Annotated in this window: 9 protein-coding genes and 1 pseudogene; 7 read left to right on the top strand and 3 right to left on the bottom strand. The window is 50.3% G+C overall.

The window, feature by feature from the left end:
• Positions 1-7 precede the first annotated feature (7 nt).
• The 5 genes and pseudogenes from AC3ITA_RS13955 (at position 8) to AC3ITA_RS13935 (ending at position 10,999) form a co-directional block, all read left to right on the top strand.
• Positions 8-4,810: a protein NO VEIN domain-containing protein gene (locus tag AC3ITA_RS13955; RefSeq protein WP_489280691.1), complete on the top strand. Its 4,803-nt coding sequence runs from the start codon at positions 8-10 to the stop codon at positions 4,808-4,810.
• 2 nt (positions 4,811-4,812) lie between these two features.
• Positions 4,813-6,519 (top strand): nuclease-related domain-containing DEAD/DEAH box helicase, encoded by a 1,707-nt coding sequence (locus AC3ITA_RS13950; RefSeq protein ID WP_489280689.1) that lies wholly within the window; start codon positions 4,813-4,815, stop codon positions 6,517-6,519.
• A gap of 100 nt (positions 6,520-6,619) precedes the next feature.
• Positions 6,620-6,850 (top strand): annotated as a pseudogene (locus AC3ITA_RS13945) (hypothetical protein); the annotation flags it as partial.
• 324 nt (positions 6,851-7,174) lie between these two features.
• On the top strand, positions 7,175-9,508 hold the full coding sequence (locus AC3ITA_RS13940; RefSeq protein ID WP_489280687.1) for a type I restriction enzyme HsdR N-terminal domain-containing protein: 2,334 nt from the start codon (positions 7,175-7,177) through the stop codon (positions 9,506-9,508).
• A 201-nt stretch (positions 9,509-9,709) separates the two neighbouring features.
• Complete coding sequence (locus AC3ITA_RS13935; RefSeq protein ID WP_489280685.1) at positions 9,710-10,999, top strand: hypothetical protein; 1,290 nt, start codon at positions 9,710-9,712, stop codon at positions 10,997-10,999.
• Between the two features lie 486 nt (positions 11,000-11,485).
• On the opposite strand, the gene AC3ITA_RS13930 is transcribed toward AC3ITA_RS13935, so the two are convergent.
• The 3 genes from AC3ITA_RS13930 to AC3ITA_RS13920 all read right to left on the bottom strand — a co-directional run bounded on the left by AC3ITA_RS13930 (position 11,486) and on the right by AC3ITA_RS13920 (position 16,507).
• Entirely contained in the window at positions 11,486-12,484 is a 999-nt protein-coding gene (locus AC3ITA_RS13930) for an HNH endonuclease (protein ID WP_489280683.1), read from the bottom strand.
• Position 12,485: 1 nt separating this feature from the next.
• Positions 12,486-14,222, bottom strand: a complete 1,737-nt coding sequence (locus AC3ITA_RS13925) for a ParB N-terminal domain-containing protein (protein ID WP_489280681.1) — start codon at positions 14,220-14,222, stop codon at positions 12,486-12,488.
• A 995-nt stretch (positions 14,223-15,217) separates the two neighbouring features.
• Entirely contained in the window at positions 15,218-16,507 is a 1,290-nt protein-coding gene (locus AC3ITA_RS13920) for a phospholipase D-like domain-containing protein (RefSeq protein ID WP_489280679.1), read from the bottom strand.
• Between the two features lie 600 nt (positions 16,508-17,107).
• Here AC3ITA_RS13920 and dndB point away from each other — a divergent pair.
• Together dndB and dndC are read left to right on the top strand one after the other, a co-directional pair.
• Positions 17,108-18,226, top strand: a complete 1,119-nt coding sequence (gene dndB, locus AC3ITA_RS13915) for a DNA sulfur modification protein DndB (protein WP_489280678.1) — start codon at positions 17,108-17,110, stop codon at positions 18,224-18,226.
• The gene (gene dndC / locus AC3ITA_RS13910) at positions 18,207-19,742 is read left to right on the top strand and encodes a DNA phosphorothioation system sulfurtransferase DndC (protein WP_489280676.1); all 1,536 of its coding nucleotides are present in this window, start codon (positions 18,207-18,209) and stop codon (positions 19,740-19,742) included. Before dndB ends, dndC begins: the two co-directional genes overlap by 20 nt.

The raw sequence follows: 19,742 nt of genomic DNA, 5'->3' as shown, positions 1-19,742 counted from the left end.
GTAGATCATGGCACAGACGGAATTGCAGCCCCCCCTTCTTCCCAGAGCAGTCATAGAACACATTCGGCGCTACGAGTTTGGCATTGGAGCCTTACTTGAGGGCGACGGACGTGTTGTCGTGGAAAATATGGTTCGTAAATATCGAAACCTGTTGGCCACAGTGGCAGAAGATCTGAACTCGAAGGCGTCTCATTTCATACTCGAACTCGTACAGAACGCTGACGACAACCGCTATTCAATTGGCGTTGCCCCCAGCCTTTCCTTTTGTTTGGAACCCGCTCAACTGATCGTGACCAACAACGAGGTCGGATTTACCGCCGAAAATGTGAAAGCCCTGTGCAGCGCAGGCGAGAGCTCTAAGAAGAATAAGTCAGGATATATTGGCGAGAAGGGGATTGGCTTCAAGTCGGTGTTCAAAGTCACAGATGCCCCTGAAATTCACTCCAATGGATACCACTTTCAGTTTAATCGGAGCGATCCGAATGACTTACTTGGGTATGTCGTACCCAATTGGATCGAACCGTGCGCCCCAACGACCATCGACGCCACCACGGTTGTACTTCCATCGAAACCCGGGCAAGAGTTCCAGAGCGCATTGCTCTGCGATCTAGATGCTACCTTGCTGCTGTTTCTCGCTCAGCTGCGTCGAATCGAGATCATGGCCGATGGCACCCAAGTCCAATACTTACGTGACGACATGGGCTCTAAAACTGAGCTGATAACGATCCAAACATCGATTAACGAAGCGCAGTCGAGGACCAGTCGCACGTACCTTCGTACCGAGTTTGTTGTCGACATGTCGATGATAGAGGAGCCCAAGCGGGAAGGGGTTCTCACGAGAAGTATCGTCGTAGCGTTTCCACTCACGACCGAAGGTGCTGCCGACCCCAACCTCACCTCTCCGACCTACGCTTTTCTTCCTATTCGCGAGTTCGGTTTCAGCTTCTGCATTCAAGCCGACTTTGTTCTCATCTCAAGCCGCGAAGGCATCCATGAAGACCTTGCTTGGAATTTGAGGCTGCGGGATGCGATAGCCCCGGCTTTTGTCGCTGCAGTCGAGCGGTTCAAAACGGAGCCGGCCTTAGGTAAGAGTTTCTTGAAATTTCTGCCCTCAGATCATGAAATCGTGGATCCGTTTTTCAAGCCCGTGGTCAACCAAATCATCGAGGCACTGAAGCACTCTGAGTGCATCCCTGTAGAAGGGGGTAGTTGGCGCAAGCCTTCCGATGTGCTCCTGGCCCCGACTGCAATCCGCGAGCTTTTTCCTTCTATAGACGCTATTGCCCTGTTTGGAGCGGATTACCCGGCACCTGGGCTCTTAGGCACCGATGGTACGTTGAAACGTCTTTCCTGCCGCATCCTCCAGGTCTCCGATGTACTGGAGGTTTTCGGGAAGCATCGGGCATGGTTTGAGTTGAAGGACATTGAATGGAGGTCCAGATTTTTCGAATACATTGCCAAGTCTCCCAGCCGTTCCAACTACATCAAGACGATGGTAGCGCTTCCTTGTCTACCAACGACCTGCGGGAAAATGCTGGTTCCCGAAGAGCAAGTTGTGTTTTTTCCGCTTAGCGCCAAGCAGAAGTATGGTTTTGAGGACGAGCTCACCATATTAGATGATGAGCTTTACGGGTGTGCTATCGATCTAGCGCCTGAAATCAAAGACCTTTTCGATGAATTGGGGGTTCGGCGAGACGACCCTTTCGAACTCATACAGTCTCACATACTGAAGCGGCATACGCCGGAAGGGATTGCCGCAGCCAAGAACCTTGCGCTGATTGGTCATGTCCGCTACGTCCGTGACAATCTTGACTCGTACCTGCAGAAGGCCAGGGAGACTCAAACAGAAGAGTCTGCGTTGAAGATGCTCCGTGATGGCCTCTACCTAGGGTCTAAACGTGAAGGCGATGGCCCCTGGTATTTTGAACGGCCTGAAACCCTCTATCTCAGCAAGGAATACCAACCTGAATTCAGTATCGAAGGATTACTTGGCGAAAAAATTCCTCAAGGGAAGCTGCTATCTGAGAAGTACATCGTCCAGACATTTGCCCATGTCGACAAGCCCCTTGCGGCGATCGAACTTATGCTATGGCGAGAATTTTTCGTAAAGATTGGAGTTCACGAAGCGCCCAAGGTCATGCTTCTTGGTTCTGGGAATGTGGATTGCAGTGAGGAGCTAGTGGCACTGTTGGGAGCAGAGGACCAATCGATAAGGCGTTCAACGCTCGAATGTCTAGATCGGCATTGGTCGTCATATGCCGACTTGACGACGTATTTGGTGAAAGTTAGTCGGTACAGCAACAAATTACAGCCAACTCGGTTTATAGAGCGCCTCCGAGCAACAGTAGCCCCCTCCAAAAGGCGCATCTCGGCACCGTTAGAGCATGCCTACCATGACCGCGCGGAGGTAAGAGAGCTCCTCGGTGGAAATATTGTGCTTGTGAACGCCGCGATAGGTGACGAACGGTTTTTAAAGGCCTGTGGTATTACCTATAAAGTCGACGCGGCGGCGTGTCTTAAACGACTGCGTCAGATCCGTTCCGCTGGCGGGAGCACCAAAGATCAAATTCGAAAAATCTATCGTCATCTCGAAGCGCTTTGGAGCGCAGAACACCAGACTATCGAGGCGGCATTTAGAGGTGAGCCTCTCATAGCATTAGGTCGGGGTGAGACAATAACGTGGGTGACGACACAAAACGCGTGTTGGCGTGCGACTGGCGTTCGCTATTTAGATGCGCGTTACCCAGCGCTGAGCACCCAGTATGTCGACCATTCAACTTTCTTCACGAAGCTGTTGCATATTCCTTTCGAATTAGCGCTCGACCGATGGATCGACGGTCTATCTGAACTTTCATTGGTCGAACCGGCAAGCGAGCGAGAGAGCGTAGCCCTTGCTATCTACAGACGACTCAGTCGTGAGCTTGGCTCACTTGCCGCCAGCAAGGGCACCGTGCCAGTCGCCCCTTGGCTATCCAGATTCAAGACAGAATCCCTTTTTCTCGTGCGTGACGGGCTATCGGTTACGAGCTCGCCTGCTGTCTTTTTTAACGACGCCCCAGAGTACGCTCAGTTGTTCGACGGCGTTCCCGGCATCTCGTTTCTGGCTGTTCCCCAGGAGCAACTTCCGGCTGTCGTGAATCTCATTCAAAATACGGGTGTACCTCTGCTTTCGGCCGCCATGAAGGTAGTGGTTGCGACGGGTGTCGAAGGTGAGCGCAATGAAGTGCTCACCCGAAAAATAAAGGACATGGTTCTTTGCATCGCACGTGTAGTTTATGGTCAAAGCCATGATCGCTTCGAGGTTGCCCTCAAAGAGAATCTCTTCGGCGCGCTACGTGACTTAGAGGTTCTCACAGTGCCCCGCCTGGCTCTAAATGTCTCGCTTGGTGGATCGGTTCGTCAAACAACTGGGCCAGTTGCACTAAGAAACCATCAACTATTGCTTTGCGCTAACGCCCCATCCCATCTTGATTACGTTGCGCTGGAAGTGCGAAAACTTTTACGGCTTCCGACGATACTGTCGGACATCATCAGTCGCATATTGATTTCCCCCACCATCCAGGACGCAGAGGCATATCTGCTGCTTCGCAATTTCAGCCAGCTGCCGCCTGAGGAAGCTGCTGCACTCGCAAAAGTGCTGACGCCAACATTGCCTGAAACCGAATCGCGTGAGGCGACGTTAGATGTCGCAGCGAAGGCCGAGACAGCACCAAGACCCCATTCTGATCAGCCAGCTACTGCTGGGGACAATCCTTGGGTAAAACCTTTGGGGTGGAATCCTAAAAGTATATCCACTGGGACTGCACCGAGTACTTCGCTGTCGGAATTTGCCACGCCAAGCACGTCGCTGCCAACACCAACAGAGCCCCTTGCCAGTGCTACGCCCATGTTTAGCGGATTGTCGAGTGCTGATGCCGCATCGCACCACCCCGCGAATCCCGGCGCTGCTCTGACGAACGGAGATGGGGTCTCTAATCCGAGAACGTCCCAAGACTCTCCAACAGCGTCATTGGTGGATTTATTGGCTAGCAATGTGCCGTTCGAGAACGACGAAACACACCGCACTTTGGAAAATAAAACGCACGGTACGCTCGCACCGTTCCGTATAGGTATGGGGACTGGCACACACATTGGACGCAATGTTCGGCGGCTCGGAAAGCACAAAACTGCGCGATCCTCAAAAGGGAGGCTCTTGAGCTATGCGGAGCCTTCTGGCTCCAATGCCCCAGTCGTCTCACCCGAGGAAAGCTCCGAACTGGCCAAACATCGGGCTGCGGTAGAGCAGGCAGCGATCAAACATTTCTTGAAGGTCGCCGCTGGTCTATGGCGGGACGTACTAGTAATGCCGCCGAATAATCCTGGATTTGATATCAAAGCTGTATCCCTCGATGGACAGGAGGAGTTTATTGAAATCAAGGGGCAGGGTGGCGCATGGACGGAGGAAGGTATTGCGCTCACACCTACCGAGCTGATTAAGGCCCATAGTGCTCGGCACCGTTATTGGCTATGCGTCGTTGAATATGCGCAAGATGAGAATCGACATCAATTATTTTTGGTAAATGACCCCTTCGGACTAACCTCCCAATTTCGATTCGATAAAGGCTGGAAGGCGGTCGCCAGTGCCATTGTCACTCAGCCGCAGAAGCCTGAGCAGGGTATGTTCATCACTGTCAACGGAGAGGGCAAAGGACATATAGTGAAGGTGAAGGGCACTGGTCTATTCACCAAGCTTCATATCGAATTTGAACACGGTAAGCAAGTGTTCAGTAAGGTCTTCAATCCGACAACAATGACGTTGAGTTACAAATAGCCATGGCACGCATGCTTCCTGAATTGTCCAATGATCAGCTTCTTACTTTGAAATCTCAGGCCGAAGCGCGCTTCTATGCCGAATGCCGCCGACAACTGCCGGACGACATTGTGGTCATTTATTCCGCTAACTGGATTTACCGTGATGGCCGCGATCGATTGCTTGAAGGTGAAGCCGACTTCACCATCGTGGTGCCAAAAAGTGGAGTCTTCACGGTTGAAGTCAAAGGGGGAGGTGTTTCCTTCGACGCTGCGAGCGGGAAATGGCAGTCCATTGACCGTAAGGGTGCCACTCACGAGATCAAGGATCCTTTCCGGCAAGCCAGCAATGAGCGACACGCTATCAAGGATCAACTATTTGGCCATCCGAAATGGTGTTATTGGAGAGGTAAGTATTTGACGCTTGGACACGCGGTGATGCTACCTGACATTCACGACGTAAAACCGCTTCTCTCACCAGAACGACAGCGCGACTTCATTGGTGTCGACACGGATATGGCGGCGCTATCAGCATGGCTGGTAAAACTTCAAACCTTTTGGACTCGAGAGAACGACGACGTACTTGGCGCCCAAGGTGTCCAACTGGTAGAGGAAATCTTGTGCAGCTCCGTTGAGATTCGGCCGGCACTCAATTCAGTTTTGGATGTGGCCGAGCAGGTCCGAACTCGGTTGACCACAAACCAAGCTAAAATTCTTCGAATAATTGGCAGCCGCAAGCGAGCCGTGATCGCGGGTGGCGCTGGTACTGGCAAGACTTTAATTGCTGTCGAGAAAGCGCGTCAGTTGGCCGAGAGTAATCAGTTGGTACTGCTTTTGTGTTACAACCGCCCGCTGGCTAACGCTTTGGCAGCAAGCGTTGCTGACCAGGCTCGCATTACTGTTATGAGTTTCCACCAGCTGTGCGACAGACGAATTAGTGAAGCCCTGCAGATCGCAAGGGTGGATCTCCTTGCCGAAGCTCAGGCAGCTTATCCGGGCAGTCACTCTAAGCATGTATTCGAAGTGCAGATGCCGTACGCGCTCGCGCGGTCGAACGAAGTGCTCGAAGCAAAGTACGACGCCTTGGTCGTTGACGAGGCACAAGACTTCAGTGATGACTACTGGTTCGCTGTTGAAGAGTTACTTCGAGACACCAAACAAGGCGCCTTCTACATCTTTATCGACGAGAACCAGGCCCTGTATCGTAAACATACTTGCTTACCGGTGGACGGCGAGCCTTACCACTTGACTGCGAACTGCAGAAACACAATTCCGATCCACCAATTGGGATACGCGTTTTATAAAGGAGAACCCATAGATGAGCCGGATCTACCTGGAGAGGAGATCCGACGCTTTGCAGTTGAGGGTGACGAAGCACAAGCTGTAGCCATTGCTGGTGTGATCAAGGGGTTTCTTGCGGAAGGTGTCAGTCCAAAGGACATTATCGTCCTACTAGCTAAGCGTCCGAAAAGCCGCCTCTATGCACTTCTCGAGGCTCAGCGCCTATCGGGAGGTGTGGAATGGGCAGTTGAGAGCCCTGGCAAAAACAAAGCTATTTTCGCGGACACAGTCGGTCGTTTCAAAGGCCTTGAAGCGCCGATCGTTATCATGTGGCTCGGAGACGAAATCGAAGCCGAGGAGCAGCGGGAGTTCCTTTACGTCGGAACGACAAGAGCGAAGTCGTTGTTGTGCATCGTCGGCTCAACAAAAGCCATAGCCGTGTTGGGCTAAATCATGAGAGGAGGGCTGTGCTCGTCTTTTACGATTACACAACATGTGCTGGTCCGCCTTAGCTCCTGGCCAGTGCCTCCTCTGATACAGCCCCGGAACAGCCTCTGCGATGGTCTCGATATCCGATGAGTTCGGTGCCGATGCACGGGTGATCACCTCCATGCAATATTCGAAAGTGGTATGCGTAGCAATGATCGGTGCTGGTCCGCTACTGGTTGGGGCACTCCGGGAGGAGTGCGGCGCATGTCGCGAGAGCCCTATTGCAAGGCTTCAGCCCATTCAATCTGCTGCTCACAATTGTCACCCTGCTGACCGAAATCGCGCAGGGTAAGCGGCTAGCAACTGGTGTACTGCTAATGCAGGTGCTCAGGGTTGTCCGTCGGAGCGATCCATAGCTCACTCTGGCAGACTTGACCCACCGAAGGGGACGATTTGAGTTACACACATGCCTATAACCCCCTCTTTTCGACTGGTACGCAGCTCTCGCTAGGTACTGCCAGGCAGAATGCGATTCGGCTTACCTTCAGAAATACCAGCTTTGGAAAATCGATGGATGGTGGCTTAAACTTAATTTAAGAGGGTAAATTTGCCAAGGGCATGTGGTGTAAGCAAGGCGGGGCCGCCCGTTGTATTAATCGATTAATGGAGCTCAACCGTGGTTTTGGAAAATGAAGTGAAGCGAGCACCCACTGAGGCAGATCTCGAAGCCGCTATTCATGCTGTACTAAATAGGACGTTTCCTTTTGTTGGCGGTCTTGCTATAGAACACCAAACCCAGTTCAAATTTCACGTCGGTAGGGCGAAGGTCTCTTTTGACGGTGCCAGTGACTGGGTGGCGGAAGGGCGTGCTGATATTATACTGCGAAAAGATGATCGTCCTTTTGCAGTTCTGGAGTTAAAGCGAAAGGGGATACCACTTCAACCTGCTGATATGCGTCAGGGGATTTCTTACGCTCGCATGCTTGACCCTTTAGCTCCCTTAGTCATAGTCACAAACGGAGACGAAACTAACTTCTATGTTACCTACTCAGGAGAGGAGTGGTGCGTCGATGGTGATGTGGAAGCAAGTTTGAAAACGTTGTTGAACAATGCGGCAAAGCTTGCCGGTGAAGACATGCGTAATGCGGTGGACACCTTGATGGGTACCTCCTCAGCTGTTTGGGCGACTGTTGTTCGACAAATATCTACAGAGTATATCGAGGGGTTGACCGGTTCTTTAGGTGATAGCGATTTCCCGTTCTCAAATGATTTTCTAATACCCCGAAGCGTGACAATGGAGGTGTTAAGTCAACTAGGCGAAGGGCACCAGTACATTATACTGGATGGTGAGCCGTTTTCCGGTAAAAGTAACATATTTCGCGAAATGGTCCAGCGCACTGCAGAGAGCCAAGACATCGCAGTCCTCTTAGTCGAAAGTGGAGCTGGCGGCTGTTTTCAGTGCGTCGCAGATGCTTTATCTCGAGCGCTTGGGTGGAGTATTTCCAAACAAGAAGCCCGGACATGGATGGATAAAGTTTCAACAACGAAAAATATGAAACTTGTTGTATTGATTGATCAATTTAATGGTGAGGACGATGAGAGTAGGCGAGAGCTTGAAGACTTGGTTGAATTAGCTCAAAGAGGCGGAATATCTATTGTAATTGCAATGGATGATGCCATAGCTGAGCGTCTGACCAGATCGAATAACTCGCGCTATCCTTCAAGGTTGGGACGAGGCGCAAAGCGCATAAAAGTCGACGTTTTGAATGACACTGAATTTTTCGATGCAATGGCGTTGATGAGTACCCATGGTGCGGTGATGATCAAAGGGGCACAATGCTCATCTGAGTATCGCCATCCATGGATTCTACGGGCGCTTACACGTATTGCAGTGGACAATATTTCACCAGATTCTGGTATGGTGTTTCTGGTGCCTTCGATGTTAGGGCTCGACTTCATCAATCAAGTGCGTAACCGTTTTTGTGCTGAAGAGCTTCGGCATGCATTTCGTGAGCTGGCTCATGCACTGCTGAGTGATTATCTAAGTAAAGATCGAAGTGATGAGCTCGAAGTTGATGCAGCAACGAACTTTATCGTACGCAAAGAGGCTCTATTCGTCGGGTTGGCGGCAGCCACAATGGGCTCTTTGAAGAGGAATGGATATTTGAGACCAGGAATGCATGCCGACAAAGATCCTATTATGTACGTGAGACTTCCAGAGCTTCTGGTCAGTGAGTTGGCATATGTTGTTTCTGATCAACTTCAGCGGCTGATGATGGTTGGCGTGAAGGATGCAGTCCTGTGGCTTTTAACTGTGGCCGAAAACCTACCGCTCGGAGAAGTAATTGTCGCTCACGCGATATCGACCTGGATGGTGGATAACGAGGATTTCACCTCGTTATTGGCTGAGCTGATAGCTGAGAAACCTATAAATGGACTGGATGCACCCAAAACAAAATTTGCCATCCGTACGGAAGATATTTTACCGTCAACTGCTAACAACGCCAATATAACTTTTGGGGGTCGGCTATCATTGGAGTTAGACATTAAGTACACTGAAGGAGTGTATTTTAGTGATAATTTTAGTGCATGGCTTATTCTTTCGCATCTACTGGCGGGTAAAAATATCATCCGTAAAGAAACGGGGTTCTTCCTACATAAGCTAATTTTGACGATTGTTGGTCAATCAAATGTCGTGCTGCGCAGGCCGGGAAGTACAGAGTCCTCAAAGGAGCTATTCACATTCCAATTGCCAGATGGAAGCTTTGTTGCAGCGCTTGAGGCTGGAATGGTTGAACCTATCACCTATGCAATATTCCGGATATTAAAAACTAAGCCTGGTCTTGCCCAACTTTGGATCGACGAGTTAAAAAACGAAGCCTCTGTGCATTTGCTTATGAGAACCATGATTGCGTTGTCAGCCCTAATTGATCTGGAAGGCGAAAGAGGTGAGTGGGCGCTAGAAGTATTGAATCATACGGTTATACCTGCGTGGCAGAGGTTTTTGTAGGTTTTGGGGTGAACATGTTCGGTGCTGTAGGTGGTGGTCAATTAATTCTGAGCGCAATGGTAACTTTTTTGCTTGAATCAAGGGGTAGGGCCGCTGCGATGACGACTTAGTCTGCAATCGCCTCGGATCCTCATGACGCTTAGGCTAGGATGATGTAGCTGTAGCTGATTTCAACGATCACTTTCATCGAAGCGATTATTCATGGCAGACACGCCGGACGCTCCCAATTCAGCCGACGACTCGTCCGAAGACGTCGTGACAAGAGAGTCACTGTACGAACAAGCTTGGTCGACGCCAATGACCAAAATCGGAGAACGCTATGGTGTCTCCTCCAGTTATTTGGCTCGGGTCTATACAAGCTTGAATATCCCTCGACCGCCAGTGGGGTACTGGGCTCAAGTTGCGGCGGGAAAAGCAAAAGTTCGCCCGGCTCTGCCAGTAGCGCTACCAGACGCCCTGATCGCCTGGAGTCGTAATGGTGCCCCTATCAAGGTTTCACAGACATTGCCTAAGGCGCCACAGAAATTGGGTCGCCAACCAGCAAACACCAATGCAACATTGCCTCGAAGACACCCATTGTTGCTAGGTATCGAAGAGCATTTTGGAAAAGCTCGGGAAGGCGAAAACGGTTATATGCGACCGACAAAACGCGCCATGGCAGATCTCATCGTGAGCCGCACCGGACTCGCCCACGCCGTGGATTTTGCCAATCAGTTGTACTTGGCACTGATGAAAAAAGGCTTTTCCGTAACGCTCGCTGATTCCACCACGCACATGAGTCGTGCGCCTGTGGATCACCGTGAAAAGGAGTCCAAGAGGTACTTTCATCCTGCACTCTGGCATCCGCAGCGCCCCACCGTGGTTTACATGGGAAGCGTCAAACTCGGATTAACAGTCTACGAGATCAGTGAGTATGTGCCGGTGAAGAGTGTTGGCAAGCAATACGTTCGACTCAACTCACTTCCTGCCAGTCAACGACGATCTCAGTTTCATGATGGCTGGGTAATGAGCGATGACATGCCCACCGGACGCCTTTGCCTACAAGCTTACTCTCCCTACTATCGCGCAGAATGGATACGGCGTTGGAGCGAGGATAAGCCTGGCGACTTGCTCAGTAAAATTGCCGGCATCATTAAGCTGCTGATTACCGAGGCCCCGGTGCTGGCCAATAAAGTCGAAATCGAGCGTGAGCGGAGCGAGCGCGAGCATCAGCAGTTTCTATTAGCGTGTGAGGAGAGGCGCAGACAAGACGAGGAAAAGCGCCGACTCAAGGTGATTCAGGATAGCCGTGATCGGCTTGAGTCTGTGATTCAGACTTGGGCGAAAGTGAACAGTATTCGCGCGTTCTTTGACGACATCGAGCAATCTGCACAGAGTCTCAGTGATGTGGAACGAAACGCTGTCTTGGGGCGATTGTCCCAGGCGAAAGACTTGATTGGTGAGTTGAATGCGCTGAAACATTTTGAAGGTTGGGAACCGCCAATCTTCTGAAGCGTGCCTTCGAGAAGGTCGCTGGTGAAATCAGTCCTCCAGCGGCAATCCAGGCGACTGCACGCGCTGTCTCTTCAAGCTGTCCACTGCCTCGAACAGCGAAGCTTTTGAGTCGACCCTTTCGATGAAACTGTATCGGTGGATCTTGTTCAGATCCGAAATGATGTCCGTCTCAACGTGAAAGATGGCATCCCCGCTCCCCAGCCGACCAGCTTGGCCAGATCAGGCGGGACAAAATTGTGGCGCTCAGCGATTTTCCGCCAAAGTGCTGGCTTGTCAGGCATATGGTGCGCAGCCCTCGCTTCCTTTGACCGGTGTCGTTGGGTGCTTGCAGCGGCAGCACCCTACTACCGAGCAAGGTGGAGCTTTTTTAGCGGCAGATTTTTTTTTTGGGGGGGGGCGACCAATCTGATTGAGAAAAAACTCTTTAATCCTAAGGCTAATGCGACTACGTCAGAGTATACAAGCTCTTCCAAAATATGGCATTTAGCCCTCCTCGTTGAAATCAAATATTATTTTTCTGCGTCTATTTGCCCAAATTTCTTTCGCTGATTCCCGTGACACAGAACGTTCAAAAGCCAACGGGTCATGATCTGAGCAAAAAACTTTCAAGTTAGTTGGGTTTGGTGACCCGCTATTATTGGCTGGAGATATAAAAAGTTCGGAATTTTTTACGGTTTTATCACAGCCGTCGATATGCTGGCATTTTTGGTGCGTAGCAGACATCCGAACAATCCAGAAAGGATTTGGAAGTTCGTAGCGAGTGTTTTCTCCCAGCTTAAATTTAACTCGGTAGGGTTTTGATGTGACATCATAAATGGATGTTCTTGAGCTTTTATAACGGTTGCACCATCCGCAGCCCAAGGCTAGATTTTCATCCCCCTGTCCCCCCTGACTCACTGGTATTACGTGTTCAATGTCGATTCTGACGTCATTAGTGTGGATGCCTCTAGGCCTAAAAATATCAACTAACTTCGGCAACTCTATAGGGTTCCTGCCTTTTTTCTTAGTGAATTGATCTAAGGCTTCTTCAGTGAATTTATATCCGCAGATCCAGCAGCGCGGTTCGCTGGTGGAAGCGATGAGTTTGAGTTTCTGCTCGTTTGTTGCAAATGTTCTCCCGATGTCTCTTTCAACTTTAACATCGCTGTAGATTTTTTTTGATATCAGTGCGGCCAGTTCCTCCCTGTAGGCCTTAGGGCTGGATGGGAACGCGCTATTGATATTTATTAGCGCATCTTGGTATATGTGGGCTTCGCTCTTTGACGTGTCTTCGATATAGTGAGTTGGCGAGCATACACTTTCGACAAACCACCTTAGCCAGAGGGTGGTTGCGTCAGCTTGCAAGATGCTTTGGTTTTCATGAAAAATTCCGTCTGGAACTTTCTTTCCGCATAATTCCTTGGCTGTGTCACTGCTCCACATATTCTTGAGCGACAGTTCTGTGGTTTCTCTTATAAATTGATTGATATTCTCAAGCGCCATATTAATTTCCTTTGTATAGCACTGAGTAATTTTTGATGTTAGGAAGTGCTTTGGGGTCTCTGCGATAGCCGAACCAAAGACTTGACCACTGCTTGCGAGTTCCAGTGGAGTCTTTCTTTACACCATCGAGTTTCCAATCACGAGAGAAATATTCTACTTTTATATCTTGCAGCCACTCGTCAACTATTGTTTTAATTTGAGATGAGGAGTCAATAGTCTGTCTGGACTCAACCAAATAAGCAAAAAAGTCTGTGGAAAGGGTAAATAGCGTTGGCTTGTTAAATATATTTGATGTTCTCGGATTCCCCCAGTAATTAGGGGCTTTAGAGTAGTCGACTTTAGCAAGTCTTTCTTTTACTGCCTTCCAAAATTCAATAAATATCTCACGCCATGGCCCCTCGGGACTTGACCAATATTCTTCTCTACTTTTAAAGTCTGCTGCGTTCCAGTTGTCGCATATGACAGATTGCTCCAGATACTTTCTCTTCCATAGATCAGCGTAATCAATCTTTGAGTCATGAAAGTACCTAGCTCCACGAAGATTTCGGAAAATTGATACAAGTTGACTCAACACGGACCATGGAAGTAGATCTGCTCCGTCACCGCTAAGCCCCCTTGCTACTAGACCGGCAAAAGGACTTTCTGGATTTTTTGCAAGATAGGTGGCCGCTACTGAGCTTTGCAGTGGGATTCCTGCACTCTCTAAACGATCTGCAATTCTTTGAAGTTCATTGTCCGCTAAGCTAGTGGAAATAATTGTTCCAAGAAGAGCTGCCCTCACAGGGGTTGCTTTCTGATTTACAACAACGAATTGAAATACATGTTCGTCTGCTTTTTCGTCTAAAAGTAATGAAATAGGAAGATTGCGAGATTTCTCTGACAGTAAAAGATTACTAACGTCATCAGCGGGTAAACCGTCGCCGGTCATATTTTTTATTTTTTCCCATCTACCCTCATCTGACTCCAAGGCTATTTCAGCGGCTTTGATTGCGCCTTTGAGGCGGTGCTGACCATCCACTAAGATTACAGGCTTTAGATATACCTCCATGGCCTCTCTTGAAAAGCCCAGAAACTCATCGTCGTCATACTCAGTTCCTAGCTTCTCCAGAATTAGTACTCTTGCTGATAGCTCCTTCCAGAAGTCGACAACATGGGATTGCGTTAAGACAGCCTCTTCTAGAGGTTCTTCATCGTCCGTGTTGACGTGTTCGTCTTCGTCGTTATCTAGTTCTTCGTCATCACGAAAGAAATTATGGCCTATAAGTTTACTTAGCTTCGCGGCTAATTGCTTAGGTGGATCTTGCGCTGTTAAATCAGGAACTCTTTGTTCTAGATGTTCTTTTGCTCCATTGAAAAGCTCAAGCAAGGAGAGTTTGGAGAGGTCTGGACAGGTGATGGTGACTGTTCCGTCGACTACAGGCTTGTCATCTCCTGTCGTGCCTGGGGTGAAAGTTATATTAACGCCTAGTTTATTTCGAATAGCACACAAAAGAGGGTTTTGAATTACGTTTCGCGGATCGGAATAGAATTTAGATATTTTTACTATCCTTTCCTCATCGTCATCTCGCTGAAATCCTAATAGCTCTGCATCCAAAGATTCATCCTTTGAGATTCTTGCTTTTTGAGGCACTCCAGCCCAGTCATTTATATCTGTAGCAGGTGCGGCAAATAAAACGAGCGGTTTGGAATTTTCACTCTGTTGTATTTTTATTGCAGCGTATGAAATCGTTTTGCTCATTTTACCATTCCAAATTTTACGTTCAAAGTCTTTGCAAAGGGGCGCGTAAGGCAATACTGCTGCTTTACGTCGGCGTCTCTAGAAAATTCGAGGAAGTGGTGACCCTCTTCGCCGAACCATACCAAACGCTTCCTGAGCATCCCTAGAGTATTACCGAAAAAGTGCATAATGGCACGAAGCTATTGTGCGGACTCGTTATCGCGCTCCCATGTGTGGGGCTGAACGAACTGTGTTTAGGAAGCTAATCTACATACAGTTGTAACCGGGAAGGTCGAGTCTAGCTAGCCAGTGATCGGGTCACGGCTGGACTGGAGTTGAGCTTTCCGCGAAAGCGAGACTGAGCACACATCAAATTGGCAGATACGTCCAGCACCTATTGATATCGATCGACGTTTCCGCTGCGTTTGCCGATCACGCGCCGGCGGCACGTGACAAGTCCTAGCATTGGATAAGAAGCGTAGACCAGTCAGATAATAAAGCATCTAGGCAGTAGGTTTCTCGGTCTTGGTAGCAGCGAAACGCTCTCATCACATCAGTGTTCTTTGAACTGCAATCACAAGAAGCGCGAAGGAGTAAGTCGCTGTATGGTTCGTGTCAATTGAAGCCTCAAACATAAGGGTACGGTCGTCGTATCACCTCTTGGATTCGTCGGGATCGGCAGATAGACCAGAAACCCTGCCACCTCATCTGGCGTTGAATCGTTAAGAGCCAGAATGGCCTCGACGGGGGCGTCTGGGTTCTGACCAATTCGTTATAGGTACATACCGACCTCGTATGGCAGAGCAAGGTTGTACGCCTCGTTGTGTGGATTACTCGGCGGCACCGCCTCTGTGTTCAGCTCAGATACAAACAGGCGCGCCACCTCTATGACCTGAAGTGCGATTTCTTTGGAAGGGGGGTGAGTTGTGATAAAGGACAGTAGGCAAGGGATAACAGTAAAGGTTTGAATGACATTTCACGCTAAACCGCGGTGCATGCAGCTCTCCGATCAGAGTTTAGCCGCGTAACGGACTCACATGCAGGACCGGGTTGTTCCGGACCTTGGCCAGTCGGATCTTGACTCGACTACCAGGCTTGCCAAAGAACATCGCGGCCCTTACACCCGTCAGCTTGTGCCCCTCCGTGTAGTTGAAACTCTCGGTCACGCACCGGCGAACGAGCAGTTCAAAACTGCGAGAGTTCTCCGCGATCCACGTCATCACTTCCCTTGTAAGCGTGGCAGGTGCGGGTTGAACTGGTTCGGGTCGCCCTTTGATTTTTGGCCTTGCTGGCTTCGGTCGTTTGGCTTCAAACAAAGTGATGTCGTCAAGCTGGAAAGAGCCAGGCACTGTGCATACGTGCGATTTCCCCCACCACAAACTCACAACGAGGTTAGTGCCGTCTGGATGGCCGATTAGGCTCCTGGCAGCCGAGGTCACCCGGAGAGACAGCTTCGGGAAAGCGTTAAATGTCCCTGGACCGAAAGTGATCCCTCGGCCAATCAGGCTGATTTGTTGGCCCGCGACCCTTGCCCAGCCAAAGTCATTCGATTCCAGGAAGCACAAATAGCGGTCGCCTTTATCTAACGTAGCCTCAACCTTCCCGTTCGGCCGTTCCCAGACCAGTAAATTGGCTTTATCGTCGGTCTTGAGAACTGAAGACTGGTCTATGCGCTTCACCTGGGCGGTTTTTATGATGCTCGCTCTCAAGGCTTTTTGGAGCTTGCTGGCGATCGCCGCCCGGTTTTTTGCATGCGCTTCGAAGCGATCGCGGCGGGCGCGTCGCCGGGCTTTGTCAACGACATCCTTTTGGTGCTCCGCACATTGTTTCTGGAACTCTTTGTACAAGGCCTTCAAGCGCTCAATGTCCACCCTCATATCCGCGACCATTTCTGGCGTGATGCGCTCGGCATCATCCAGCCAGGGCTCAACGATGTCCATGGTCTGCCGGCGAGCCGGTTCTTCTTTGAGGTGAACACTGAGCTCGAGGTTGTGCTTTCCACCCTCAGTCAGGTTCTGGCTGCCTACCGTGACAAAGGTGGCGTTGTCAGTCACCAGCTTGGCGTGAAGCCCATCGAGCTGGTAGACCTCATGGTTTTTCATCAACCCGACGATGTCCTCCAGATCCGAACCGCCGGTAGCAAAGACTGTGGTGTCAAACAACGTGTAGATCCGCGCGCCCCTCTTGCCCTTAACCAAGGTAAATGCAACGTCCTTGGTGATATAGGGTGAGAGGATGATCAGTGGCTGGGTAGAACGCTTTGCCTGTTGCTTCCAGCGTGGGTGGATATCCTTAAACATGCGCATCGTAAGCTTCTTCCTGAAGTGCTGCCCGCCCGGGCAAACCGAGCTGATTCTAAGGGTGGGAGATGAATTAGGGTTTCTTGAACAGGCATTGGTCGAGATTAAACGGCTCCCCATGAATGCCCGCCAGGCCCGCAGCGTAACTGAGTGCGTGCGGCATGATCGCAATCGGTACCGGCAGCAGCGGGGCAGGGCATTGCTCCAGAAACTAATCACCGATACCCCCGTGTAGCTTATGTCGGCAGTCTGTCCTGAATATGGAGGGGCGGAGGGCGCTAGATTTCATAACTGTCGCATAAGCGGGCGTCCGTCAAAACGCGTAATGAAAAATATGCGATTGGGCTTCACGGAAGCATTCGAGAGACCTAATCGAAATTCATCGCTTCGGAGGGCTGTCCGCCTGTCGCCTCAATTGGCTGGATTTTTTGTGATGACCGAGGGCGAGAAACCAGTGGTACGGGCTGCGAAGTTTCCAATTGCTGGAAGAGTGAGGTCGATTTCATTGATCGCTTTCGTTAAGCTCTCCTGTGTGTACGACAGATCGTGGAAATATGCAGCTGTATGTCTGTGATAGGCGTCATGTTTGTCTGTGGAGAGACAAACATGATAAGCTTTATCCCTATGACTAGCCCTTTTTCCTATACATTTCCTGCAATCCGCGGTGTTCAAGCGGGGCGGGAGTATTACGTGTCTATGTGCCCGCTTCGGTTGCTGGCTAAGCTTTTCGTTTTTGACAATGAGGAGCTGATGCCTGAGTTGAGGGCGCAACGGTCAATCAATCGGTCGCGCATTCCTGAGCTAGCGCGATACATCCTCTCCAATTCGAATAGCTATACGTTCTCCGCCATCACCGCGTCTATCGACGGTAAAGTCAGCTTCGACCCAGTAGGCGATAACGATACCAATCATTTTCGCATGGGCACGTTGACGGTCGATATGGATGCCAAGTTTATCGTCAATGATGGACAGCATAGGCGCGCGGCAATTGAGCTGGCGATTGAGGAGCGCCCAGAGCTTGGTGATGAGACAATTGCGGTAGTCTTTTTCCACGACCGCGGGCTTGAGCGTTGTCAGCAAATGTTTGCTGATCTCAACCGTCACGCTGTCAAGCCCTCGCCATCATTAAGCGTTCTTTATGATCACCGCAATGCGGCCGCTAGCGTGGCTAAGCATCTCGGGCTGACTTCGCGAGTGTTCAGAAATCTGATTGAGTCAGAACGTTCCTCACTGTCTAAGCGCTCGCGCAAGCTGTTTACCCTCAGCGCTCTTCACTTCGCCATTCTAGAAATGCTTAGCGATCGGGAGCTGGAAGATTTCTCCGCGGCATCGAAGAAGTGCCATGAGTTTTGGGAGGTGGTCGGCGATCAGATTCCCGAGTGGATATATGTGCGCGAGGGGCGTATGACAGCGGGGGAGGTACGGCAGGACTTCATTCACTCGCACGCCATCGTCCTGCATGCTTTAGGGCGTGTAGGGAAATTCATTTATGACGCTGATGCAGGGAAACCCAATCTAAAACATGTCCTCAGAAATCTCCGTGAGATTGACTGGTCGCGCACCAATATCGCTACATGGGAGGGTCGCGCAATGATTGGCGGTCGAATGGCCAAAACCAGTCAAAATATCACGCTAACTTGCAATCAAATCAAACACACGCTCGGGCTTTCTCTGACTCCTCAAGAGCAAGTTATCGAAAGCGCCTTTGCTGCTGCCCGCCAGTAAAGCTACAAGCTACACACTGGAAAAAATTATGACGCCTCCCGAAACGATCATCGAAGAAATCCAATCGCTGTACCGCTCCGACTCCCTACCGTGGATCGTGGGGTATAGCGGTGGTAAGGACTCAACGGCTTCCCTGCAATTGATTTGGAAAGCGGTTGCAGCATTGCCCTCTGAGCAGCGTACCAAGGATATTCACGTCATCAGTACTGATACTTTGGTGGAGAATCCGGTCATTGCCGCCTGGGTTGAGTCCTCGCTCCGGCACATGAAGGCTGAAGCGGAGCGTCAGCAATTGCCGATTCATCCGCATCGGCTCACTCCCAGTCTTGAGCATCGTTTCTGGGTCAACTTAATAGGTAAAGGCTATCCCGCTCCGCGCAACCGTTTTCGGTGGTGTACGGATCGTTTAAAGATCAGTGCTTCGACTAAATTTATCCAAGAGCTTTCTGAGGCTAACAGCGAGGCGATTTTGGTGCTTGGCCAGCGCCGTGGCGAGAGCCATGCGCGGGACAAAGTGATGGATAATTACAGCGGCAGTACGCGGGATCGATTGAGTCGTAATAGTGACCCAAAACTTTCGCGTGTCTGGGTTTATCTGCCTATAGAAACGTGGACCAGTGATGATGTCTGGATGTACGTTCTCACCGATGAGAACCCTTGGGGCATGGATAATCAGGATCTGTTCAACATCTATAAGGGGGCTACACCGGACGCCGAGTGCCCGGTAGTTGTTGACAAGTCCACTCCAAGTTGTGGTGATAGCCGCTTCGGCTGCTATGTCTGCACCATGGTCTCGCAGGACAAATCCATGCAAGCCATGATTCAGAATGATGATCAGAAATCTTGGATGCAGCCGATTCTAGATTTTCGCAATAATTACCTTAGCGTACAGGACTGGGGCGTACGCGACTTCAAACGCATGAATGGCCGTGTCAAGCTGATGGGGAAGGGGGACACTGCCGAACTTATCCATGGTCCTTATCTCCAGGCTTACCGGGCTAAGTTGTTGGAGGAGTTGCTACGTACCCAGCGTGCCGTGCGTGATGCCAGTATTCCTGGACACGGCCAGATTGAGCTGATCTCAATCGACGAGCTAGATGTCATCCGGCGTATCTGGGTTGAAGAAAAAGGCGAGATTGAGGATTTGCTGCCTAAAATCTACGAACTCGTTTTCCATGAGAAATACCCTGGTCGAGCGATGGAGCCGGTTCCATTAGAGGCGGAGGATTTAGCCTTGCTTAATGAGGTCGCGGCGGAGCTCGATCCGGACGCAGGTGAATGTCTTTATCAGCTCACGCGTAATCTATTGGCTGTGCAGTTCCAATCGATGCAGACTCAAAAGCGTTCCCGCCATTTGGATCGATTGGAGGAAGTACTGAAAGCCAACGCATTCCGAACCGAGCTTGAGGCTTTAGTGTTTGCAAAGAATAATCGTGACGACTCTCAGGATGAGCCGAGCGCAAATGATGAGCTGGAATTAATTCCTCTGGCAGCGGTTGAGGTAGAGGAAAACTAA

It is taken from the genome of Pseudomonas sp. GL_090, assembly GCF_057837765.1.
The sequence above is the reverse complement of the archived record's forward strand: the minus strand, read 5'-3'. Positions and strand labels throughout refer to the sequence as shown.